The 17,878-nt window shown below is 66.1% G+C and carries 19 protein-coding genes and 1 riboswitch; of the genes, 10 read left to right on the forward strand and 9 right to left on the reverse strand.

The features are described from left to right. Window positions 1–36: 36 nt before the first annotated feature. Window positions 37–969: a KPN_02809 family neutral zinc metallopeptidase gene (gene ypfJ, locus ACFSX5_RS03235; protein WP_386831720.1), complete on the reverse strand. Its 933-nt coding sequence runs from the start codon at window positions 967–969 to the stop codon at window positions 37–39. Between the two features lie 267 nt (window positions 970–1,236). Between ypfJ and ACFSX5_RS03240 the strand changes: the two genes are divergently transcribed. Beyond that, the gene (locus tag ACFSX5_RS03240; protein WP_386831722.1) at window positions 1,237–3,213 is read left to right on the forward strand and encodes a bifunctional 2',3'-cyclic-nucleotide 2'-phosphodiesterase/3'-nucleotidase; all 1,977 of its coding nucleotides are present in this window, start codon (window positions 1,237–1,239) and stop codon (window positions 3,211–3,213) included. Between the two features lie 149 nt (window positions 3,214–3,362). Here the strand turns inward: ACFSX5_RS03240 and ACFSX5_RS03245 are convergent, their stop codons facing one another. Then, window positions 3,363–3,563 carry a hypothetical protein gene (locus ACFSX5_RS03245; protein WP_386831724.1) on the reverse strand — a complete coding sequence of 67 codons (201 nt, stop codon included), beginning with the start codon at window positions 3,561–3,563 and terminating at the stop codon, window positions 3,363–3,365. A 144-nt stretch (window positions 3,564–3,707) separates the two neighbouring features. Between ACFSX5_RS03245 and ACFSX5_RS03250 the strand changes: the two genes are divergently transcribed. The 3 genes from ACFSX5_RS03250 to ACFSX5_RS03260 are packed head-to-tail and all read left to right on the forward strand — an operon-like array spanning window position 3,708 to window position 6,441. Further along, a complete protein-coding gene (locus ACFSX5_RS03250) occupies window positions 3,708–4,448 on the forward strand; it encodes an ABC transporter ATP-binding protein (protein WP_386831726.1) in 741 nt (246 codons plus the stop codon). Next, a complete protein-coding gene (locus tag ACFSX5_RS03255; protein ID WP_386831728.1) occupies window positions 4,445–5,980 on the forward strand; it encodes a permease in 1,536 nt (511 codons plus the stop codon). The genes ACFSX5_RS03250 and ACFSX5_RS03255 overlap by 4 nt, the downstream gene beginning before the upstream one ends. Continuing rightward, on the forward strand, window positions 5,977–6,441 hold the full coding sequence (locus ACFSX5_RS03260; protein ID WP_386831730.1) for a GNAT family N-acetyltransferase: 465 nt from the start codon (window positions 5,977–5,979) through the stop codon (window positions 6,439–6,441). Before ACFSX5_RS03255 ends, ACFSX5_RS03260 begins: the two co-directional genes overlap by 4 nt. On the opposite strand, the gene ACFSX5_RS03265 is transcribed toward ACFSX5_RS03260, so the two are convergent. Next, entirely contained in the window at window positions 6,438–7,274 is an 837-nt protein-coding gene (locus ACFSX5_RS03265) for an aldo/keto reductase (RefSeq protein WP_386831732.1), read from the reverse strand. The genes ACFSX5_RS03260 and ACFSX5_RS03265 overlap by 4 nt on opposite strands. A gap of 31 nt (window positions 7,275–7,305) precedes the next feature. Continuing rightward, window positions 7,306–7,479 (reverse strand): DUF1328 family protein, encoded by a 174-nt coding sequence (locus tag ACFSX5_RS03270; RefSeq protein WP_386831734.1) that lies wholly within the window; start codon window positions 7,477–7,479, stop codon window positions 7,306–7,308. Between the two features lie 102 nt (window positions 7,480–7,581). On the opposite strand from ACFSX5_RS03270, the gene clpS reads away from it, so the two are divergent. Together clpS and ACFSX5_RS03280 are read left to right on the forward strand one after the other, a co-directional pair. Continuing rightward, window positions 7,582–7,887 carry an ATP-dependent Clp protease adapter ClpS gene (clpS, locus tag ACFSX5_RS03275; protein ID WP_386831736.1) on the forward strand — a complete coding sequence of 102 codons (306 nt, stop codon included), beginning with the start codon at window positions 7,582–7,584 and terminating at the stop codon, window positions 7,885–7,887. Window positions 7,888–8,011: 124 nt separating this feature from the next. Beyond that, window positions 8,012–8,734: a glutathione S-transferase gene (locus ACFSX5_RS03280; protein ID WP_386831738.1), complete on the forward strand. Its 723-nt coding sequence runs from the start codon at window positions 8,012–8,014 to the stop codon at window positions 8,732–8,734. 69 nt (window positions 8,735–8,803) lie between these two features. Here ACFSX5_RS03280 and ACFSX5_RS03285 read toward each other — a convergent pair whose 3' ends face one another. The 5 genes from ACFSX5_RS03285 to ACFSX5_RS03305 form a co-directional block, all read right to left on the reverse strand. After that, a complete protein-coding gene (locus tag ACFSX5_RS03285; RefSeq protein WP_386831740.1) occupies window positions 8,804–9,076 on the reverse strand; it encodes a DUF2277 domain-containing protein in 273 nt (90 codons plus the stop codon). 68 nt (window positions 9,077–9,144) lie between these two features. After that, window positions 9,145–10,446: a lipopolysaccharide biosynthesis protein gene (locus ACFSX5_RS03290; RefSeq protein WP_386831742.1), complete on the reverse strand. Its 1,302-nt coding sequence runs from the start codon at window positions 10,444–10,446 to the stop codon at window positions 9,145–9,147. Continuing rightward, window positions 10,439–11,605, reverse strand: coding sequence for a GNAT family N-acetyltransferase (locus ACFSX5_RS03295; RefSeq protein WP_386831743.1), 1,167 nt, complete (start codon window positions 11,603–11,605; stop codon window positions 10,439–10,441). The genes ACFSX5_RS03290 and ACFSX5_RS03295 overlap by 8 nt, the downstream gene beginning before the upstream one ends. 90 nt (window positions 11,606–11,695) lie before the next feature. After that, complete coding sequence (ltaE, locus tag ACFSX5_RS03300; protein WP_386831745.1) at window positions 11,696–12,724, reverse strand: low-specificity L-threonine aldolase; 1,029 nt, start codon at window positions 12,722–12,724, stop codon at window positions 11,696–11,698. Window positions 12,725–12,783: 59 nt separating this feature from the next. Next, a complete protein-coding gene (locus ACFSX5_RS03305; RefSeq protein WP_386831747.1) occupies window positions 12,784–13,698 on the reverse strand; it encodes a class I SAM-dependent DNA methyltransferase in 915 nt (304 codons plus the stop codon). Between the two features lie 559 nt (window positions 13,699–14,257). Here ACFSX5_RS03305 and ACFSX5_RS03310 point away from each other — a divergent pair. The 4 genes from ACFSX5_RS03310 to ACFSX5_RS03325 all read left to right on the forward strand — a co-directional run bounded on the left by ACFSX5_RS03310 (window position 14,258) and on the right by ACFSX5_RS03325 (window position 17,741). Further along, window positions 14,258–14,467, forward strand: coding sequence for a cold-shock protein (locus tag ACFSX5_RS03310; protein ID WP_332691596.1), 210 nt, complete (start codon window positions 14,258–14,260; stop codon window positions 14,465–14,467). A 106-nt stretch (window positions 14,468–14,573) separates the two neighbouring features. After that, a riboswitch (cobalamin riboswitch) is annotated at window positions 14,574–14,787 on the forward strand. A 109-nt stretch (window positions 14,788–14,896) separates the two neighbouring features. After that, a complete protein-coding gene (locus ACFSX5_RS03315; protein WP_386831749.1) occupies window positions 14,897–15,700 on the forward strand; it encodes an ABC transporter ATP-binding protein in 804 nt (267 codons plus the stop codon). 9 nt (window positions 15,701–15,709) lie between these two features. Further along, complete coding sequence (locus tag ACFSX5_RS03320) at window positions 15,710–16,657, forward strand: ABC transporter substrate-binding protein (protein ID WP_386831751.1); 948 nt, start codon at window positions 15,710–15,712, stop codon at window positions 16,655–16,657. A gap of 22 nt (window positions 16,658–16,679) precedes the next feature. After that, window positions 16,680–17,741 (forward strand): FecCD family ABC transporter permease, encoded by a 1,062-nt coding sequence (locus tag ACFSX5_RS03325; protein WP_386831753.1) that lies wholly within the window; start codon window positions 16,680–16,682, stop codon window positions 17,739–17,741. The last annotated feature ends 137 nt before the right edge of the window (window positions 17,742–17,878 follow it).

A 17,878-nucleotide genomic window follows, 5' to 3' on the forward strand; every position in this document is an offset into this window, starting at 1 on the left:
GAACGAATTTCACCGAGGGCTTAGCGCATCGCCAACTCAAACGCTCCCCGAAAAGGTGTCGCACACCCCCGGATCGCCACCGCGGTAGCCGCGTTCGAACCAGGTCTTCCGCTGCTCCGACGTACCGTGATTGAAAGTCTTCGGCACCACGAAACCCTGCGACCGGCGCTGCAGCGTATCGTCGCCGATCTGGATGGCCGCGTTGATCGCTTCTTCGATATCGCCGTTCTCCAGCAGGTCTTCCTGACCGGCATAGGCCGCCCAGATGCCCGCATAGCAATCGGCCTGCAGTTCCACCCGCACCGACCAGGCATTTGCCTCCTCCTGGCTCATGCTCTGCCGGCGCTGGTTGAAGTCGCCCAGCACGCCGGTGAGGTTCTGCACATGGTGGCCGACTTCATGCGCCAGCACATAGGCCTGCGCGAAATCGCCTGGCGCACCGAACTGGTCGCGCAGCATGTCGTAGAAGCCGAGGTCGATATAGACCTGCTCGTCCACCGGGCAGTAGAACGGCCCCGTGCTGGCATCCGCCGCGCCGCAACCGCTGTCGGTCTGCCCGGTGAACAGCACCACCGTCGGCTCCGGATAGTCCTCGCCGATCTCGGCGAACTCGGCGTTCCACAGGTCCTCGGTTTCCTGGATCACCACGCCGACGAACTCCCGCAACTCGTCGGCGCTGCCATTGGCCGGCCGGTAGCTGGACGAACTCACGCTGCTGGTCGAACTCGATCCGCCCGTCAGCATGTCGATGGGGTTGGTGCCGGTCAGCAGCCAGATCAGCCCCAGCACCACCACGATGCCGAGGATGCCGCCCATGCCGCCGCGGCTGGTGCGTCCACCCATGGGGATGCGTAGCCCTCCGCCACTACGTCCGAAAGGACTGCCGCCGAAGCCGCCGCGGAACCCGCCGCCGCCGGCTCCGCGCCGGTCCTGAATGTTGGAACTCTGTCGGCGCCCGCGCCACTTCATGATCTAGCCCTCCGAAGTCCCCGCGCCTCTAGAAGCCCGCCGCCCCGCCCGTGGTTCCTTCCGCGTTTGACGGGCGCTGTCATAAATTGACCAACCGGTCAAATCTGCACTAGCCTCACCTCCACGTCGTCATCCCAACGTCACCCGACGACGGCATGAGCACACCGGCCCCAAATGGGCCTCCGGACCTTCGGGTCCGCTCTGGTGCGGGGGCGCGGCGCTCCCGCCCATCTGGTTTGAACAAGACCATCTCAGGGAGACGTCCACATGAATTTCCTGCCCTCTATCAGCCGGCGCACGTTCCTCGCCGGTTCGGCCAGCGTCGGCGCCATGGTCGCCATGCACCCCTACGCCGTCCTCGCCCAGGCCAATCAGGCGCATCTGCGCATCATGGAGACCACCGATCTCCACGTCGCCGTCTTCGCCTATGACTATTATGCCGACGCGCCCAACGACACGATGGGCCTTGCCCGCACCGCCTCGATCATCGAGTCGATCCGCGCTGAAGCCGGCAACTCCATCCTGCTCGACAATGGCGACATCATCCAGGGCAACCCGATGGGCGACTACATCGCCTACGAGAAGGGACTCGACGACAACGTCCACCCCATCATCAAGGCGATGAACACCCTCGGCTACGACGCCGCGACCCTTGGCAACCACGAGTTCAACTACGGCCTCGAATACCTGGACAAGGCGATCGAAGGCGCCGAATTCCCCTTCGTCTCCGCCAATCTCGTGCGCGGCGAACTCGCCGCCGATCCGCTGTCGGACGACACCTACATCGCGCCATACCTGATCATCGACAAGGAACTGACCGACGGCTCCGGCACGGCTCGGCCGATCCGGATCGGCCTCATCGGCTTCCTGCCGCCCCAGATCATGACCTGGGACGCCACCCACCTCACCGGCAAGGTCAACACCCGCGACATCGTGGAGACCGCCCAGGCCTACGTGCCGAAGATGAAGGAGGAAGGCGCCGATATCATCATCGCCCTCTCTCACTCCGGCATCGCCGCCGACCAGGGCACCGGCGCCGAAAACGCCTCGCTCCAGCTTGCCGGCGTCGAGGGTATCGACGTTGTGCTCACCGGCCACCAGCACCTGGTCTTCCCCGGCCCCGACTATGAAGGCATCGAAGGCGTCGACGTCGAGGCCGGCACCCTCGCCGGCAAGCCGGCCGTCATGCCTGGCTTCTGGGGCTCGCATATGGGCCTGATCGACCTCCTCCTCGAGCAGGATGCCGACGGCAAGTGGACCGTGGTCTCCCACACTGCCGAAGCCCGCCCGATCTCAGAGCGCGTCGATGGCGAGGTGCAGCCGCTGGTCGAAGACGAGGAAGAAGTCGCCGCTGCCGCCGAGGCCGAGCACCAGGAAACGCTGGATTACGTCCGCCGCGCTGTCGGCGAGACCGCCGCGCCGCTCCATTCCTACTTCGCCCTCGTCGCCGACGATCCCTCCGTTCAGATCGTCTCGCAAGCCCAGACCTGGTACATCGAGCAGATGATGAAGGGCACCGAGTGGGAGGGGCTGCCGATCCTTTCCGCCGCTGCCCCGTTCAAGGCCGGCGGCCGCGGTGGCCCGGACTACTACACCGACGTCCCCGTCGGCCCGGTCGCCATCAAGAACGTCGCCGACCTCTACCTCTACCCGAACACCATCCAGGCGGTGAAAATCACCGGCGCCGACGTCAAGAACTGGCTCGAGCGCTCGGCCGGGATCTTCAATCAGGTCGAACCGGGCTCAACCGACGCCGAACTTATCAACACCGAGTTCCCGTCCTACAACTTCGACGTCATCGACGGCGTCACCTACAAGATCGACGTCACCCAGCCGTCCAGATACTCCAGCGACGGCAAGGAGGAGATCAACCCCGACGCCAACCGCATCGTCGACCTTCAGTACGATGGCGCCCCGATCGACCCGGAGCAGGAGTTCATCGTCGCCACCAACAACTACCGCGCCGGCGGCGGCGGCAGCTTCCCGGGCATCGGAGCGGACAAGATCGTCTTCATCGGCCCGGACACCAACCGCGACCTGATCGTCCGCTTCATCGTCGAGAACGGCACCATCAACCCCAAGGCCGACAGCAACTGGTCGCTCGCCCCGATCGGTGACACCACCGTCCTGTTCGCCACCGGCCCCAAAGCCGCCGAACACGTCGCCGACGTCACTGCCGTCTCCATCGAACCCACCGGCGAAACCAACGCCGACGGCTTCGGCCTCTACCGCATTGCCCTCTAGCAGACTGAGGAGCACTGGCGCATCCGCACTCTCGATGTCATCCCGGCCTTGAGCCGGGATCCATCCTGAGATGCCGGTTGAGCCTGCAAGCGTCATAAACGATGAAGGGCGCCCACCGGGCGCCCTTCACTCATCCAAACCGGCCTGTCTCACTGCCCGTCCGGCACCACGTCGACGCTCACGGCCGGCACGTCGACATCCACCGTGCCGCTGCCGCCACCGGCATCGTTGAAGAACACCAGATAAGCGATACCGATCAGCGCCAGCGCCACGATGATGCCGACGATCACGCCGCCGGCGCCGCCGCTACCGCGATCGACGATAAAGGTTTCACGATCATTGGGTGCCATTTTCGGCCTCCTTGTTGACTTGCCATAACAACGATCCGGCCGATCTCGCGGTTCCGTGAACGCCGCTGCGGCCAATGCCATCGCTCCCGTTCACCGCCCCGAAACCCGGGCTGCGCTAGCCTCCCGCACCTTCGGAGGCCCACCATGTCCGCCCCTGCGCTCGCTGTCGCCGGTCTGCACAAGCGCTTCGACCGCCCCGTAGTCAACGGCATCGATCTGACCGTCAGCGCCGGCGAGTTCTACGCCCTGCTCGGCCCCAACGGCGCCGGCAAGACCACCATCCTGCGCATGGTCGCCGGCCTCCTGCCGCCAGACTCCGGCAGCATCCACATCTTCGGCATCGACGCGCGCCGTGACCCCGTTGCTGCCAAGCGGCTCGTCGCCTGGGTCTCCGACGAGCCCATGGTCTATGACCGCCTCACCCCACTCGAATATCTCGAATTCGTCGCCGGCCTCTGGCAGATGGACCCCGCCGTGGCAGCCAGCCGCGCCCGCGAACTCCTCCACTGGCTCGGCCTCGAACCGCACAGAGACGAACTCTGCGGCGGCTTCAGCAAAGGCATGCTGCAGAAGGTCGCCCTGGCCGGCGCCCTCGTCCATGACCCGAAGCTCATCATCCTCGACGAGCCACTGACGGGTCTCGACGCCGGCTCCGCCCGCCAAGTCAAGGACGTGCTGCGCGACAAGGTCCGCCAGGGCGTCACCGTCATCATGACCACCCACATCCTTGAGGTCGCCGAGCGCATGGCCGAGCGCATCGGCGTCATCGCTCATGGGCGGCTTCTTGCCGAGGGCACCCTCGCTGAACTCCGCGCCCGCACCGGTCGCGAGACCAGCCTCGAGGACATCTTCCTCGAACTCGTCGCCACCGGCGCCGCCGCATGAGCGCAACTCCCGCCACCACGCTCTGGTTCGCCCGCCACGAACTTCGCCTCGCCTGGCGCGATTGGCTCGCGATGATGACCGGCGGTCGCCGCCGCCGCCGCATCGGTCTCGTGATCGGCCTCGCCATTGCTGCGGTCGTCCTGCACTTGCTGGCCTACGGGCTGGCTCTTCCCTGGCTGCGCGCCGGGATCGTTTTCGACAAGGTCACCCTGCTCGTGGTCAGCGGTGCCGGCTTCACCATCTTCACCGTCATGCTCTCGCAGGCCATCGAAGCGGTCACCCGGGTCTACTATGCCCGCTCTGATCTCGATCTGATCCTTGCCTCCCCGGCCTCGTCGCGACGTCTCTTTGCCGTGCGCACCGGTGGCGTCTGGCTTTCGGTCAGCGCCCTCTCCGGCCTGCTCGCCATGCCGCTGATCAACGTTCTGGCCGTGTTCGAGGGTCCGCGCTGGCTCGCCGGCTATGGCGTCGTTGCCGCCATGGGCGCCTTGGCCACCGCGCTCGCCCTCGCCATCACCGTGCTGCTGTTCCGCCTGATCGGTCCCCGCATGACCCGGCTGATCGCCCAGATCGTCGCTGCCGTGGTCGGTGCCGGCTTCGTCATCCTCATTCAGGGCGCCGGCATCCTCTATTATGGCAGCTATTCGCGCTTCACCCTGTTCGAGGCGCCACAGGTTCTCGCCGCCGTCCCGGAGGCATCGAGTTGGGTCTGGCTGCCCGCTCGCGCCGTCATGGGTGACTGGCCCTCCCTCTTGCTGCTGCTTCTCGTCGGCGCCGCCTGCCTTGCTGCTGCCATCGGCTTCTCCGCGGCAAGCTACGGCCGCCTTGCCCTCTCCACCACCGGCCTCAGTCATGTGCACAACCGCCGCGCCCCCGCCCGCCGCGCCTTCCCCGCCGGCTCACAGCGTCAGGCTCTGCGCCGCAAGGAATGGCGCCTGCTTCTGCGCGACCCTTGGCTGGTGTCGCAGACGCTGATGCAGTTGCTTTACCTCATCCCGCCGGCCCTGCTGCTCTGGATCAATTTCGGCGAGGGCAATAGCGCGCTCATCATCGTCGTCCCGGTTCTGGTCATGGCCGCCGGTCAGCTCGCCGGGGGCCTTGCCTGGCTCGCCATCTCCGGCGAGGACGCGCATGACCTCGTCACCACCGCACCTCTCACCCCCGCCACCATCCTCAGGGCCAAGGTCGAGGCGGTGCTGATCGCCGTCGGCGCCGTGATGACCCCGCTGCTCTTGCTGCTGGCTCTTTCGGCCTGGCCCGCGGCACTTGCTGCTGCCGTCTGTGCCGCTGCTGCCGCCTCGGCCTCCACCGCTATCCAGCTATGGTTCCGCATGCCGCAACGCCGCTCGATGTTCCGGCGCCGTCAGGTGGCCTCGCGGGCGGCAACCCTGTGTGAGGCGCTGTCTTCGATCATGTGGGCTGGCACCGGCGCCCTCGCCGCCGTGGGCTCGCTGCTGGCGATCGGCCCTGCAGTGCTGGCACTCCTCACCCTCGCCCTCGCCCGCTTCCTCAGCCCCCGCCACAATCGATGAGCCCTCTCGCCTTCCGCGACGCCGTACCCGCAGACATCGCTGCCATCGTCCGACTCATGCATGAAGGTCATGTGCGACCCGACACGCCGCCGCTCGACCCGGCCACGCTCGATGATCCGCGGTATCGCGCCGCCTTCGACGAGATCGCGGCGGATCCTGCGCGCCGGCTGATCGTGGCCGAGCAGGATGGTGTCGTCGTCGGCACCGTGCAGATCAGCTATCTGCCCGGCCTCAGCCATTTCGGCGCCAGGCGCGCCCAGTTCGAGAGCGTCTTCGTCAGCCCCAATCATCGCAGCACCGGTATTGGCACCGCGATGATGCAGTGGGCGATCGGGCAGTCCCGTGAGGCCGGCTGCAGCATCATTCAGCTGACATCTGGCAAGGTCCACACCGATGCCCACCGCTTCTATGAGCGACTGGGCTTCGAAGCCTCGCACGAAGGCTTCAAGCTGCGTTTCTAGAACAGCGTGTTGTTGGTCGCCGGGTCGGAGCCCTCTTTGCCGTCCGGCCGGTCGAGCTTGGCGATCTTGTCCATGTCGTCCTGGTCGAGTTCGAAGCCGAACACGTCGAAATTGCTCCGGATGCGCTCCGCATGCGTGGACTTCGGAATGACGATAAAGCCCTGCTGCAGGTGCCAGCGGATCATGATCTGCGCCGGCTCCTTGCCATGCTTCTCGGCGATCTCGCCGATGGTCTCGTCCTTGAGCACCGCACCGCTCCCGAGCGGACTGTAGGACTCGATCCTGATCCCCAGCCGGTCATGCACGTCCCGCACGTCGCGCTGCTGGTAGTACGGGTGCAGTTCGATCTGGTTCACCGCCGGCTTCACGCCGTGGTCGTTGATGATGCGATCCAGATACTCCGGCAGGAAGTTCGACACACCGATCGAACGGATCTTGCCATCCTTCTGCGCCTGGATGAACGCCCGCCACGTGTCCGAATACCGATCGTGCTCCGGCACCGGCCAGTGGATCAGGAACATGTCGAGATAGTCGAGCCCGAGCCGCTGCAGCGTGCCATCGAGCGAACGCAGGGCGTTGTCGTAGCCCTGGTCCTTGGTGCGCAGCTTGGAGGTGATGAACAGCTGTTCGCGCGGCACGCCGGCCTCGCGGATCGCCTTGCCCACGCCTTCCTCGTTGTCATAGCCCTGGGCGGTGTCGATCGAGCGGTACCCGGTCTTGATCGCGGTCACCACCGGCTCGGTGACTTCGTCATTGGGCACCTGCCACACGCCGAAACCCAGCTGGGGAATGGTGTTGCCGTCGTTGAGAGTGATGGTCGGCACGTCCGCCATGTTTCAAGCTCCGCAAGAAGATTTTGTTGGTTCAGAACAGGATCGCGAGGCCCATGGCCGCCAGGATCAGCAACAGCACGATGCCGATCAGCATGATCGCGAACACGATCTTGGCCGCCGTCGCCGCGCCGCGCGATAGCTCGGTAAACCCGAGCGCACCTGCGATTATGGCGACGATGACCAGGACGATGAGTAGGTTCAGCATTGACGCTTCCCAGAAGGACCCACCGCTCAACGTGGCTGCCCCTCGCGCGTTCCGGCCAACATCGTGCTATGCTGGGCTCACCCCCACCCACGGAACCGGATCATGGCTGACACCCACACCCGGCCGCGCACCAGCACCGTTACGCGCACCGCGCGCCCGCCGCTGCACAAGGTCATTCTCGTCAACGACGACTTCACCCCGCGCGAATTCGTCGTTCGTCTGCTCAAGGCCGAATTCCGCGTGCCCGAAGCGCAGGCCCAGGTGATCATGCTCACCGCCCACACCAAGGGCGCCTGCGTCGTCGCCGTCTTCACCCGCGAAGTCGCCGAAGAGAAGTCGAAACGCGCCACCGATTTCGCCCGCGAACACGGCTACCCCCTGCTCTTCACCACCGAGCCCGAGGAATAGCCGGTCGCTTACGTCGATCTCCTCCTTCTCCCCGCGCGGGAGAAGGTGCCCCGAAGGGGCGGATGAGGGGGCTACCGGAACCGGCCGGTGCTCCCGCTCCTTTCCACCGCGAAAGGAGCCCGCCATGGCAGACTACGACCTCTACTACTGGCCCTTGCCCTTCCGCGGCCAGTTCATCCGCGCCATACTCGCCTTCGCCGGCAAGAGCTGGACCGAGCATGACTCCGGCGAGATCGCCACGCTGATGGAGCAGGACGCCGCCGAGCAGCCCGCCCCCTTCATGGGTCCGCCAGTGCTGGTCGACACCCGCACCGGCTTTGCCGTCTCGCAGATGCCGGCCATCGCGCTCTACCTCGGCGATACACTCGGCCTGATCCCCGATGATCCGCAGCAACGCGCCTTCACCGCCAAGGTCGTCAACGACGCCAACGACGTCATCGACGAACTCACCCTCGATGGCGGCCGCCAGATGTGGACGGCGGAGAAATGGCAGGACTTCGTGCCCCGCCTCCAGCGCTGGATGCTGATCTTCGAAGCCACCGCCACCCGCAACGGCGTCGACGCTGACAGCGGCCATCTCCTCGGCACCAGCGAACCGGGCGTCGCCGACATCGTCACCAGCACGCTCTGGTCGACCATGACCGACCGCTTCCCCACCATCGCCCGCCTACTGGACGAAACTGCTCCCCGCACCGCCGCTTTGACCCGCCGCCTGCAGACGCACCCTGCCCTTGCCGAACTCGCCCAGCAAACCCGGGAACGCTACGGCGACAGCTACTGCGGCGGCCAGATCGAACAGTCCCTGCGCAAGGTTCTTGGCGCGCTTCAGGGAGCAAAATCCTCCTAGACCTCATCCTGAGCCTGTCGAAGGACGAGGTCGCCGCCCCGATGCCGTCGACCGGGTGGCTATGCGATATCAGGCCGTCCCGTAGCGCAGTCTGGCCTTCTCCCGCGCCTTGGCGGCGACCACTTCCCGGTCCTTTGGCGGAGCATTCGTCTCGAGCGAGTTCAGCAGCTTGCGCAGCACCCCTTCGATATCCTCCACCGCCTCATGAAACGCCGCTTCGTTTACCTTCGAAGGCGCGGTGAAGCCGGACACCTTGCGCACGAACTGCAGCGCCGCCTCGTGCACCTCGTTGCGCGTGGCCGGCGGCTCGAAATTTAACAGGGGCTTGATGTTGCGGCACATGGGGGCCTCCTCTCGCTGGCCCCATCCTGCACCTCGATTTCGCCGGCGCCAAGGCAGCAAGCGTCCGGTTAGGCGGCCCGCAACCGCGGCACCGCCGCCGACCACACCCTGATCCGCTCCAGCCGCCACACCAGCCAGCCAAGCAGCGCACTGCGCACCGCCATGCCCAAGGCCATGCCGGCGGCCGCGCCGGCGACGCCCCAAAGCGGCACCAGCGCCACGCAGAGGCCCAGTTGCACACCGAGCACCACCGCACCCAAGCTCATCGCCTCGCGCTGCCGGCCTGCCACCACCAGCAGTTCCGCCGCCTGCCCGCTCGCCGCCTTTGCAATCATCCCGACCCCGAGCAACAGCAGCACCCCCTGCGCACCGGTGAACTCCGGCCCGAACAGCCGCAACAACAGCGGTCCTGCCGCCCACGCGACCACCACTGCGACCACCGTCGCCCACAGCGTGGCGCCGGTCGAGCGGGAAACGCTGCGCTGCAATTCCGCCCGGTCACGTCCGGCGAGGTCAAGGGCAAAGCGCCGCCCTGCCACCAGCGTCGCCGCATAGCTGACAAAACCCGCCAGAGCCAGGGTCCGGGCGGCCGCAAAATACGGCCCCAGCGTTTCCGCCGGCAGCATCAAGCTCAGCACCAGCAGGTCCGCATAGCTGGTCAGGTCTTCGAGACCCGACACCAGCAGCAGCGGCAGCGCGGCTGCCACCCACACCCGTCGCTGCCGCCGACCCACAGCGCCGTCTCGCCCGAAACCCCGCAGCCGCATCACCAGCACCGTGCCCACGCCAGCAGTCACCAGCGCCATCGCCACCAGCAGCACCGCCCCGACCACCGGCAGAGTCAGTTCCACCCCGAACCAGGCCAGTCCAACACACAGCCCGCCGATCAGCAGCGGCCGCACCAGATAGACGGGCACCGTTGCCAGCCCGAACCAGCCGAAACTGCGCCCTACCCCTTCAAAGAAGTACTCCGCCGCCAGCAGCGGCAGCCCGAGTCCGATCAGCAGCACCGTCATCCCGCCGGCCGTATCGAACCCCAGCAACCAGGCAAGCAGCACCGCTCCCAGCACCAGCGGCACCGCCGCGGCGCCGATCGCCCGCAGCGCCAGCCGCCAGTATCCGTGGATGGCGCTGCCACGCCCGAGCAACTGGTATCGCGGCAGAAAGCGGATGCTCGATTCCGCAAAGCCGAGCGCGGCAAAGCTGCCAAGCGCCAGCATCCACGTCCACACCGCGACATAGCCGCCATAATCCTCGAGCGGCATGAGGCGGGCCAGCAGGATCTGCAGCCCGAAGGTCAGCGCCGCACTCCCCGCGCGGACCAGCACAGTCAACGCCGCAGCCAAGGCGCCCTTGCGCGTCTCAGACATAGAGCAGCAGGCAAAGCGCCCCACGCCCGAAGCCGAGCGCCGCCTGCGCCATCGCCGGCACGCGCGCCCACAGTCGCTTCAGTGCCGGGCGCAACGTCGGCAACCAGGACCCGGCATAGAACCGCCCCTTCCAGGTCAGCGGCAGCGCGTGACCGGCCATGGCGACGCTCTCATTGCTCCAACTGGCCTTGTACTCCGCCGGGTTGGGCAAGAGGTCATAGGCCTCGACGCCGTTGTCGATCAGCCAGCCGACGGTCATCTCCATCTGCACCTTGCCCGGGGACAGTTCCTTCAGCGCCCAGTCGAAGCCACCGATATAGGCGTAGTAGTGCCGGTGGTGGATGAAGCCGATCTCCACGGCCACAATCCGTTCACCGGCGCGCAGCACCGATACACATGCGCCACTCAGCGCCTCGCGGTCACCGCCTAACCCGTTCAGGAAGTCTTCATATCCGTTCATCGCGAAGCCGGCGCTGAGCCGCTTCGTTTCGAGCAACCAGCGCCGTTTCATCGCCACGGCGGTGTCGACCAGTTCGGGGAACTCGGCGTCATCGGGCCAAACCACGCTGAAGCTCAACTCTCCCAGCCGCGCCAACTGGTTGCGACGTCGATTGCGGTTGCGTTTCTGCAGCTTGCCGAGACCTGCCCAGTAGGCCTCCGAGCTCTCGAAGCGCGACAGGTCCAGCATCGAGGATTCATTGCTGTAGCCGGCGATCGGCGGCAGGTGCGCCACGCTCGGCGCCAGTGGTGACGTCGAGGGCACCGGCCGCAGCACCGCCACGTCACAGCCGTCACCGAAGCCGCTCCCGAGCAGCAAGGACACCGCCTCAGCCGCCCGCTCGCCATCGGCAAGCAGCAGGTTGCAATATTGCGTATGCGGCTCGCCCAGCGTTTCCAGCCGGCGAATCCCGGCGCCATCAACGATCATCAGTGGCCAGACCGCTACCAGCCGCTCGTCCTTCCAGATCGTGCGGATATGGGGTCGCGGCCCGCCATCCTGGCAGAACGTGCCGATCCAGCTCCGGCACCAGTCATGCGTCTGGAAATAGGTGAGCCGATCGGAACACGCGGTTTCGAGCGCCCGCCAGTCCTCGGCGATCGCGTCGATTTCGGCCGTGTCGGTGAGCACGCGCAGGCTCATCTGGCGGCGTCCGCCCATGGCGATCCTCCTGGTTCCCCAGGCGGACCCTAGCCCACGATCCTGAACAGTGGCTTGCCGCGCAGGCTCAACAAAGTCTTGCCGTTGCCGCTAATTGTTGCGGAAGAATGCGTCCACGGCCGCCAGCGCACCCTCCACCGCGGCGTCATCCACATCGAGATGCGTCACCCAGCGCTGCTGGCCATAGCGGCCGGTAATCCCTACGCCATGCTCCGCCAGATAGGGAGTCAGCCGCTCGCCGAGTTCGCGATCCATGTCCACCCAGAGGATATTGGTGTCGGGCATCGTCACCCTGAGGCCGTCATGCCGCGCCAGTCCTTCCGCCAGCGCCCGCGCACGCCGGTGATCCTCGGCCAGCCGCGCCACATTGTGCTCCAGAGCATAGAGCCCTCCGGCCGCGAGGATCCCCGCCTGGCGCATGCCGCCACCCAGCATCTTGCGATTGCGCCGCGCCGTCTCGATCAGGTCGGCGCGCCCGGCCAGTACCGATCCAACCGGCGCCCCCAGACCCTTGGACAGGCAGATCGACACCGTATCGAACGGCATGACGAAGTCCCTGATGTCCATGCCGAGCTTGACGCAGGCATTGAACGCCCGGGCCCCATCGAGATGGAAGCCCAGCCCATGCCGGCGGGCGATCTCCGCCACTTCCGCCATCCAGGCGACCGGCAGCACGCGCCCGCCATAGGTGTTCTCGAGCGCGATCACCCGGGTCGTCGCGAAATGATTGTCACCCGCCTTGATCGCGGCTTCGATCGCCGCAGGGTCCAGCGTCCCGTCGGCCCGGTGCTCGATCGGCTGCGGCTGGATCGAACCCAGCACCGCGGCGCCGCCACCCTCGAACTTATAGCAATGGGCGTTCTGGCCGGCGATGAACTCGTCGCCGCGGCCGCAATGGCTCATCAGCGCCAGCAGGTTCGACTGCGTACCGGACGGCACGAAGATCGCCGCCTCCTTGCCGGTCATCGCCGCCAGGCGCTGCTCCAGCAGGTTGACGGTGGGATCGTCCCCGAACACGTCGTCGCCCACCTCGGCGGCAGCCATCGCGGCGCGCATGGCCTCCGTCGGCCGGGTGACGGTGTCGGAGCGGAAGTCGAAACGGATGGTGTTGGCAGTCATGTCTGGGGTCCGGTCAGCGTGCCTGCTTGTCGCAAGCCTCTGCCCGTTTGACCAGCGCCTTATGCCGCGACATCGCCTCCGGTCTCGTGATCGTTAGCGGCGTGTCCGGTAATCGGCGGGCGCCTGGCCACCACCAGCAGGCCGGTGATCGGCGCGCCTCGATCGAAGCGCAGCACTGCGCTCTCGAAATCCAGCACCTCGAGCCCCGCTGCCAGCAGCACCGCCCGCGTGGCGGTGGCCTCATGGGCATAGCGCAGGGAAGGCCTCAGGAACACCGCCTCTTCTCCGTCATGCGCCTCGAGCGAAAAGGCCACCAGCCCTCCGGGCTGCAGTGCCGGTACCAGCGCCGACAGCACCGGCTCGAGCGCCCCGCAATAGATCAGCACGTCGGCGGCCGTGATCAGGTCCGCGTCGGCACGGCGGGCATTCAGCGCCGCCACCAGTTCCGCCTTTTCCAGCCGGTCATAGACGCCTTTGCGCGCCGTTTCGGCAATCATCGCCGCCGAGATATCGATGCCCTCGAGCAGGTCGACCCGCGCCCGCAGCCGCTCCCCCATCAACCCCGTGCCGCAGCCCAGATCGATCGCCTTGCTGAAGCGTTCGATGCCGAGTTCGCGCATCCGCCGCGACACCAGTTCGTCCAGCAGCTCCGGCACCCGGTAACCGAGCCGTTCCACCAGCGAGTTCTCGAACTTCGGCGCATACTGGTCGAACAGCGCCTCGACATAGCTCACCGCCGTGCCGCCCGAAGCCGGCTCGGCCCCGTGCGCCGCGAGCTTCAGCACCGCCCCGAACACGCCCTCGTCGTCCAGTGCTTCGAGCCGCCGCCATGCAGCGATCGCTCCGGCAATGTCGCCCGCCTTTTCGTGGAAGCTCCCCAGCAATTCCCAGCCGGCAGCCCACTCCGGCACCGTGTCCATCGTCTGCGCCATAAGTTCGGCGGCTGCAGCCGGTTCACCGTTTTCGGCGAGCATGCGCGCATACTCCGCCCGTCTGTCAGCGATGCTATCGCCGGACGAATAGTGGAACGCCTTGTTCAACTGGATTGATCTCTGAGGGTTACCGGCGGGTTCCGGCGGCGCGCGATGTTGCGCGGCGGCCGATCATTTGCAAGGGGAAACTTGCGCGAACTGCATCACGTCACAGCGCGCCCCATTTGCATGGCCTGGAAATCGTCTATGCTCGCCGTCAGCAGTGCGATTTTGCCGTCGGACTGCCATTGCCTCCGCGGGGATTTCACCGCCCGAACCGCGCTCACCCGTAACTGGTAGAGCGCAAGTGCTTGTCGATGTTTGTTTCCTTTCCGCGAAAATTACATGTTTTCGCGGCGAAGTTGCTTGCATTAACCCGTATTGAACGGCTGCTTTTTTCACGCTAGGTTGATCGGCATCGAATATTGCGGCCGACCGATCTGATTATGCGAACACCATTCGCGCCTGCTGACGTCAATCTCCGACATTTCGATACACTCTAGTTGGAGGCCGACTGGCCTCCACTGCCACCAGCAGCGATTTGCACGAGGGAACGCGCATTATGGCAACAGGTACCGTCAAGTGGTTTAACGGTCAAAAGGGCTATGGATTCATCCAGCCCGACGAGGGTGGGGCGGACGTGTTCGTTCACATCTCGGCTGTGCAGCGCTCGGGCCTCAACGGTCTCGATGAGGGCCAGAAGGTCAACTACGAGATCGTCAAGGACAAGCGGACCGGCAAGTCCGCCGCCGACAACCTGACCGCCGCCTGACATCGTCTTTGCAGCAATGAGGGCGCGCCCACTTGGAGGGGCGCGCCCTTTTTGTTGCGTCCACCCCGGAGCCTGGCCGGCATTGACAAGCCTTGGAGCGGCAGGCCTTATGCACCCCGTCGTAGGTTCTTCGGCGGCCACCAGCCAACGGAGATTAAAAGGGAACACGGTGCGACGTACCCATCAGGGCGCAATGCCGTGGCTGCCCCCGCAACTGTGAGCGGATAGTTCCTTCGAGAAGCCACTGGCCACCGGGCTGGGAAGGTTCGAAGGCGCGAGGACCCGCAAGCCAGGAGACCTGCCGCCGACGATCCTTTCAACCCGGCCGGGGTGTGCCGAGGGGAACGACGATGGCGCGCAACGATCACATCGCAGCATTTGGCCTGACCGGTTCTTCCGCATCCTCCTGCCCATTGGCGGAGGTTCGCTTTGGAACTGGCGCGGCAACTCGTCGGTGCTAGCCCGGCACGCCTGACGGTCGATGGCCTCGGCTGGGGCCCCCGCGGCGGCCCACCGATCCTGTCCGGTATCAGCTTCGTGCTGGAGCCGGGCGAGATGCTGGCTGTCGTCGGTCCGAACGGGGCCGGCAAGTCGAGCCTCCTGCGTACCCTCTACCGCTTCCATCGCCCGAGTACAGGCGTCGTGCGCCTTGACGGCGAGGACATCCAGTCGATGCGTCCGCGGGCACTGGCCCGTCGCGTCGCCGCGGTACTGCAGGAGCCAGCGTCCGATTTCGGCCTTACCGTCGCCGAGATCATCGAACTCGGTTACACCCCGCATCAGGGACGCTTGGGCGCGATGCACGATCAGCGGCTGGGCGACGCCCTGGCGCTGATGGGCCTCACCGGCTTCGCCGCGCGGGACTTCGCCTCCCTGTCCGGTGGCGAAAAACAGCGGGTGATGATCGCCCGGGCTCTTGTGCAGAAGCCGGACCTGCTGATCCTCGACGAACCCACCAACCACCTCGACATTCGCCACCAGTTGGAAGTGCTGGATCTGTTGGCCCGTTTGCCGACGACGGTGGTTGTCTCCCTCCACGACCTGGCGCTGGCCTCCTCCCATGCCGATCGCGTCCTGGTCCTTGAGCACGGCCGGCAGGTGCAACTGGGCCGGCCGCTCGAAGTGCTGACGCCGGCCATCATCCGCCAGACCTTCGCCGTCGGTGTCGCCATCGACAGCCACCCAGCGACAGGTCGCCCCCGCTTCTCCTTCCACCTCGACCGCAACGCCTAGGATATTCGCATGCGTCCTCTGTCCGCCCTCATCGCCTCCACCCTTCTCGCTGCCACCAGCGCCGCCGCGCTGGCCCATCCCGTGACCGTCCAGAGCTGCAACCGCGAAGTCACCTTCGACACCGTCCCGACCCGCGCCGTCTCCAACGACATCAACCTCACCGAAATGATGCTGGCGCTGGGGCTCGGCGATCACATGGTCGGCTATACCGGCGTCTCGGACTGGACCGCTCTTGATCCAACACTGCGCGAACAGGCAGCCGGCCTGCCACAGCTTTCCCCCAGCTACCCGACCAAGGAAGTGCTCCTCGGCGCCGACGCCGACTTCTACTTCGCCGGCTGGAACTACGGCATGAATGTCGGCGGCGAGGTCACCCCCGACACGCTCGGCGAGTTCGGCATTGCCGTCTACGAGCTGACCGAAAGCTGCACTCACGTCATGGACAAGGCCGAAGCCTCCATGGACGACGTCTACAACGACCTGCTCAACCTCGGCCGCATCTTCGGGGTCGAGGACCGCGCCCAGGCACTGGTCGAAGCCTACAAGGCGGAACTGGCCGCCTTCACCGCCACCCTGCCCACCGCCGAAGCCGCCCCGCGTGTGTTCGTCTACGATTCCGGCGAGGACAAGCCATTCACCGCCGGCCGCTACGCCATCCCCAATGCCCTCATCGAAGCCGCCGGCGGCGTCAACATCATGGAGGACGTCGCCTCGAGCTGGGTGGAAGTCGGCTGGGAGCCGGTGATCGACCGCAATCCGGAGGTGGTGGTGATCGTCGACTATGGTGACGTCACCGCCGAGCAAAAGATCGCCTTCATGAAGGAAATCCCGGCCTTCAAGGACATCCCCGCCGTGGTGAACAACCGCTTCGTCGTGCTCGAATATACCGAGGCAACCCCGGGGCCGCGCAACATCGAGGCGATCAAGCGTCTCGCCGCCGCCTTCTTTCCCTCCTGATACCGAGGGCGGGCTTCGCTGCATGTCCCACAAACACCGTGCCACCGGACCGCGCCACGCGGTCCTCCACCACCTGCCTTTGTTGCACCTGATCCTGCTGCTCGTGCTCGCCGGGGCGATGACGGCCGGAGTCGGCGTGGGCGCGGTTTCCATTCCGTTTGGGGAGGTCTGGAAAGTGGTGGCCGCTCACCTGTGGCCAGGCAGTGTCGAGGTCACCTGGTCGTCCGGCCGCGACAACATCGTGTGGGAAGTGCGGCTGCCGCGGGTGGTGCTGGGTGCCATTGTCGGTGCCAGCCTTGCCCTGGTGGGCGCGGCCCTGCAGTCCGTTACCCGCAACCAGTTGGCCGACCCGCATCTGCTCGGCATCTCCTCCGGTGCCGCCCTTGGTGCCATCATCGTGCTGCTGCACACCGGCATGTTCCTCGGGCTCGTCACCGTGCCGATCTTCGCCTTCGCCGGTGCCCTGTTGACCACGGCGGTCGTCGTCGGCGTCGCCACCGTTACCAACGCCACCAATGCCAGCCGGCTGGTGCTGACCGGGGTCGCGGCGTCCTTCATCATCACCTCCCTCGGCAGCCTCGGCATCTTTCTCGGGGATCCGCGCGCTGCCCACACCGTCATCTTCTGGATGCTCGGGGGACTTGGCCTCGCCCAGTGGGCCCAGCTCCCTTACCCGCTGCTGGCGCTGGCCATTTGCGGCGCCTACCTGATGTTCAACGCCCGCAACCTCAACGCCATGACGCTGGGTGATGAGTCAGCCACCACGCTCGGCCTGCCGGCAAACCGCTTCCGCCTGGCCGTGTTCGTCGCCTGTGCCCTGCTAACCGGCGCCGCCGTGGCCTTTTCCGGCATCATCTCCTTCGTCGGCCTGATGATCCCGCATCTGGTGCGCATGCTCGTGGGCGGCGACTACCGTCGCGTGCTGCCCCTTTCGGCACTGGTCGGCGCCATCTTCCTGGTGCTGGCCGACATGGCGGCACGCACCGTCATCCCACCGCAGGACATCCCCCTCGGCGTGATCACTGGCCTGGTCGGCGGCCTGTTCTTCATCCTCCTGATGTGGCGCAAGCGCGGCATCGGCTGATCGCCGCTGTTCGCAACATCTCCGCCCGCGCCAAACACTTGAATAGCCATGTGGACAGGGCCATCTTAGTGGCAGACCCCGCTTGACCGAAACGCGTCTGGCGGGCAACCTGCGCGCAATCTCCCCCAAAAACTTGC

Origin of the sequence: Devosia albogilva (assembly GCF_042685625.1) — a bacterium.
In the GTDB taxonomy this organism is placed as follows: Bacteria; Pseudomonadota; Alphaproteobacteria; order Rhizobiales; family Devosiaceae; genus Devosia; species Devosia albogilva.

Bases quoted from the DNA above. Each gene is read 5' to 3' on its own strand.
- ACFSX5_RS03255 (WP_386831728.1), top strand. From the start codon at position 4,445: ATGAGCGCAACTCCCGCCACCACGCTCTGGTTCGCCCGCCACGAACTT.
- ltaE (WP_386831745.1), bottom strand. From the start codon at position 12,724: ATGACTGCCAACACCATCCGTTTCGACTTCCGCTCCGACACCGTCACC.
- ACFSX5_RS03260 (WP_386831730.1), top strand. From the start codon at position 5,977: ATGAGCCCTCTCGCCTTCCGCGACGCCGTACCCGCAGACATCGCTGCC.
- ACFSX5_RS03305 (WP_386831747.1), bottom strand. From the start codon at position 13,698: ATGCTCGCCGAAAACGGTGAACCGGCTGCAGCCGCCGAACTTATGGCG.
- ACFSX5_RS03320 (WP_386831751.1), top strand. From the start codon at position 15,710: ATGCGTCCTCTGTCCGCCCTCATCGCCTCCACCCTTCTCGCTGCCACC.
- ypfJ (WP_386831720.1), bottom strand. From the start codon at position 969: ATGAAGTGGCGCGGGCGCCGACAGAGTTCCAACATTCAGGACCGGCGC.
- ACFSX5_RS03290 (WP_386831742.1), bottom strand. From the start codon at position 10,446: ATGTCTGAGACGCGCAAGGGCGCCTTGGCTGCGGCGTTGACTGTGCTG.
- ACFSX5_RS03280 (WP_386831738.1), top strand. From the start codon at position 8,012: ATGGCAGACTACGACCTCTACTACTGGCCCTTGCCCTTCCGCGGCCAG.
- ACFSX5_RS03310 (WP_332691596.1), top strand. From the start codon at position 14,258: ATGGCAACAGGTACCGTCAAGTGGTTTAACGGTCAAAAGGGCTATGGA.
- ACFSX5_RS03325 (WP_386831753.1), top strand. From the start codon at position 16,680: ATGTCCCACAAACACCGTGCCACCGGACCGCGCCACGCGGTCCTCCAC.
- ACFSX5_RS03240 (WP_386831722.1), top strand. From the start codon at position 1,237: ATGAATTTCCTGCCCTCTATCAGCCGGCGCACGTTCCTCGCCGGTTCG.
- ACFSX5_RS03270 (WP_386831734.1), bottom strand. From the start codon at position 7,479: ATGCTGAACCTACTCATCGTCCTGGTCATCGTCGCCATAATCGCAGGT.
- ACFSX5_RS03245 (WP_386831724.1), bottom strand. From the start codon at position 3,563: ATGGCACCCAATGATCGTGAAACCTTTATCGTCGATCGCGGTAGCGGC.
- clpS (WP_386831736.1), top strand. From the start codon at position 7,582: ATGGCTGACACCCACACCCGGCCGCGCACCAGCACCGTTACGCGCACC.
- ACFSX5_RS03250 (WP_386831726.1), top strand. From the start codon at position 3,708: ATGTCCGCCCCTGCGCTCGCTGTCGCCGGTCTGCACAAGCGCTTCGAC.
- ACFSX5_RS03265 (WP_386831732.1), bottom strand. From the start codon at position 7,274: ATGGCGGACGTGCCGACCATCACTCTCAACGACGGCAACACCATTCCC.
- ACFSX5_RS03285 (WP_386831740.1), bottom strand. From the start codon at position 9,076: ATGTGCCGCAACATCAAGCCCCTGTTAAATTTCGAGCCGCCGGCCACG.
- ACFSX5_RS03295 (WP_386831743.1), bottom strand. From the start codon at position 11,605: ATGGGCGGACGCCGCCAGATGAGCCTGCGCGTGCTCACCGACACGGCC.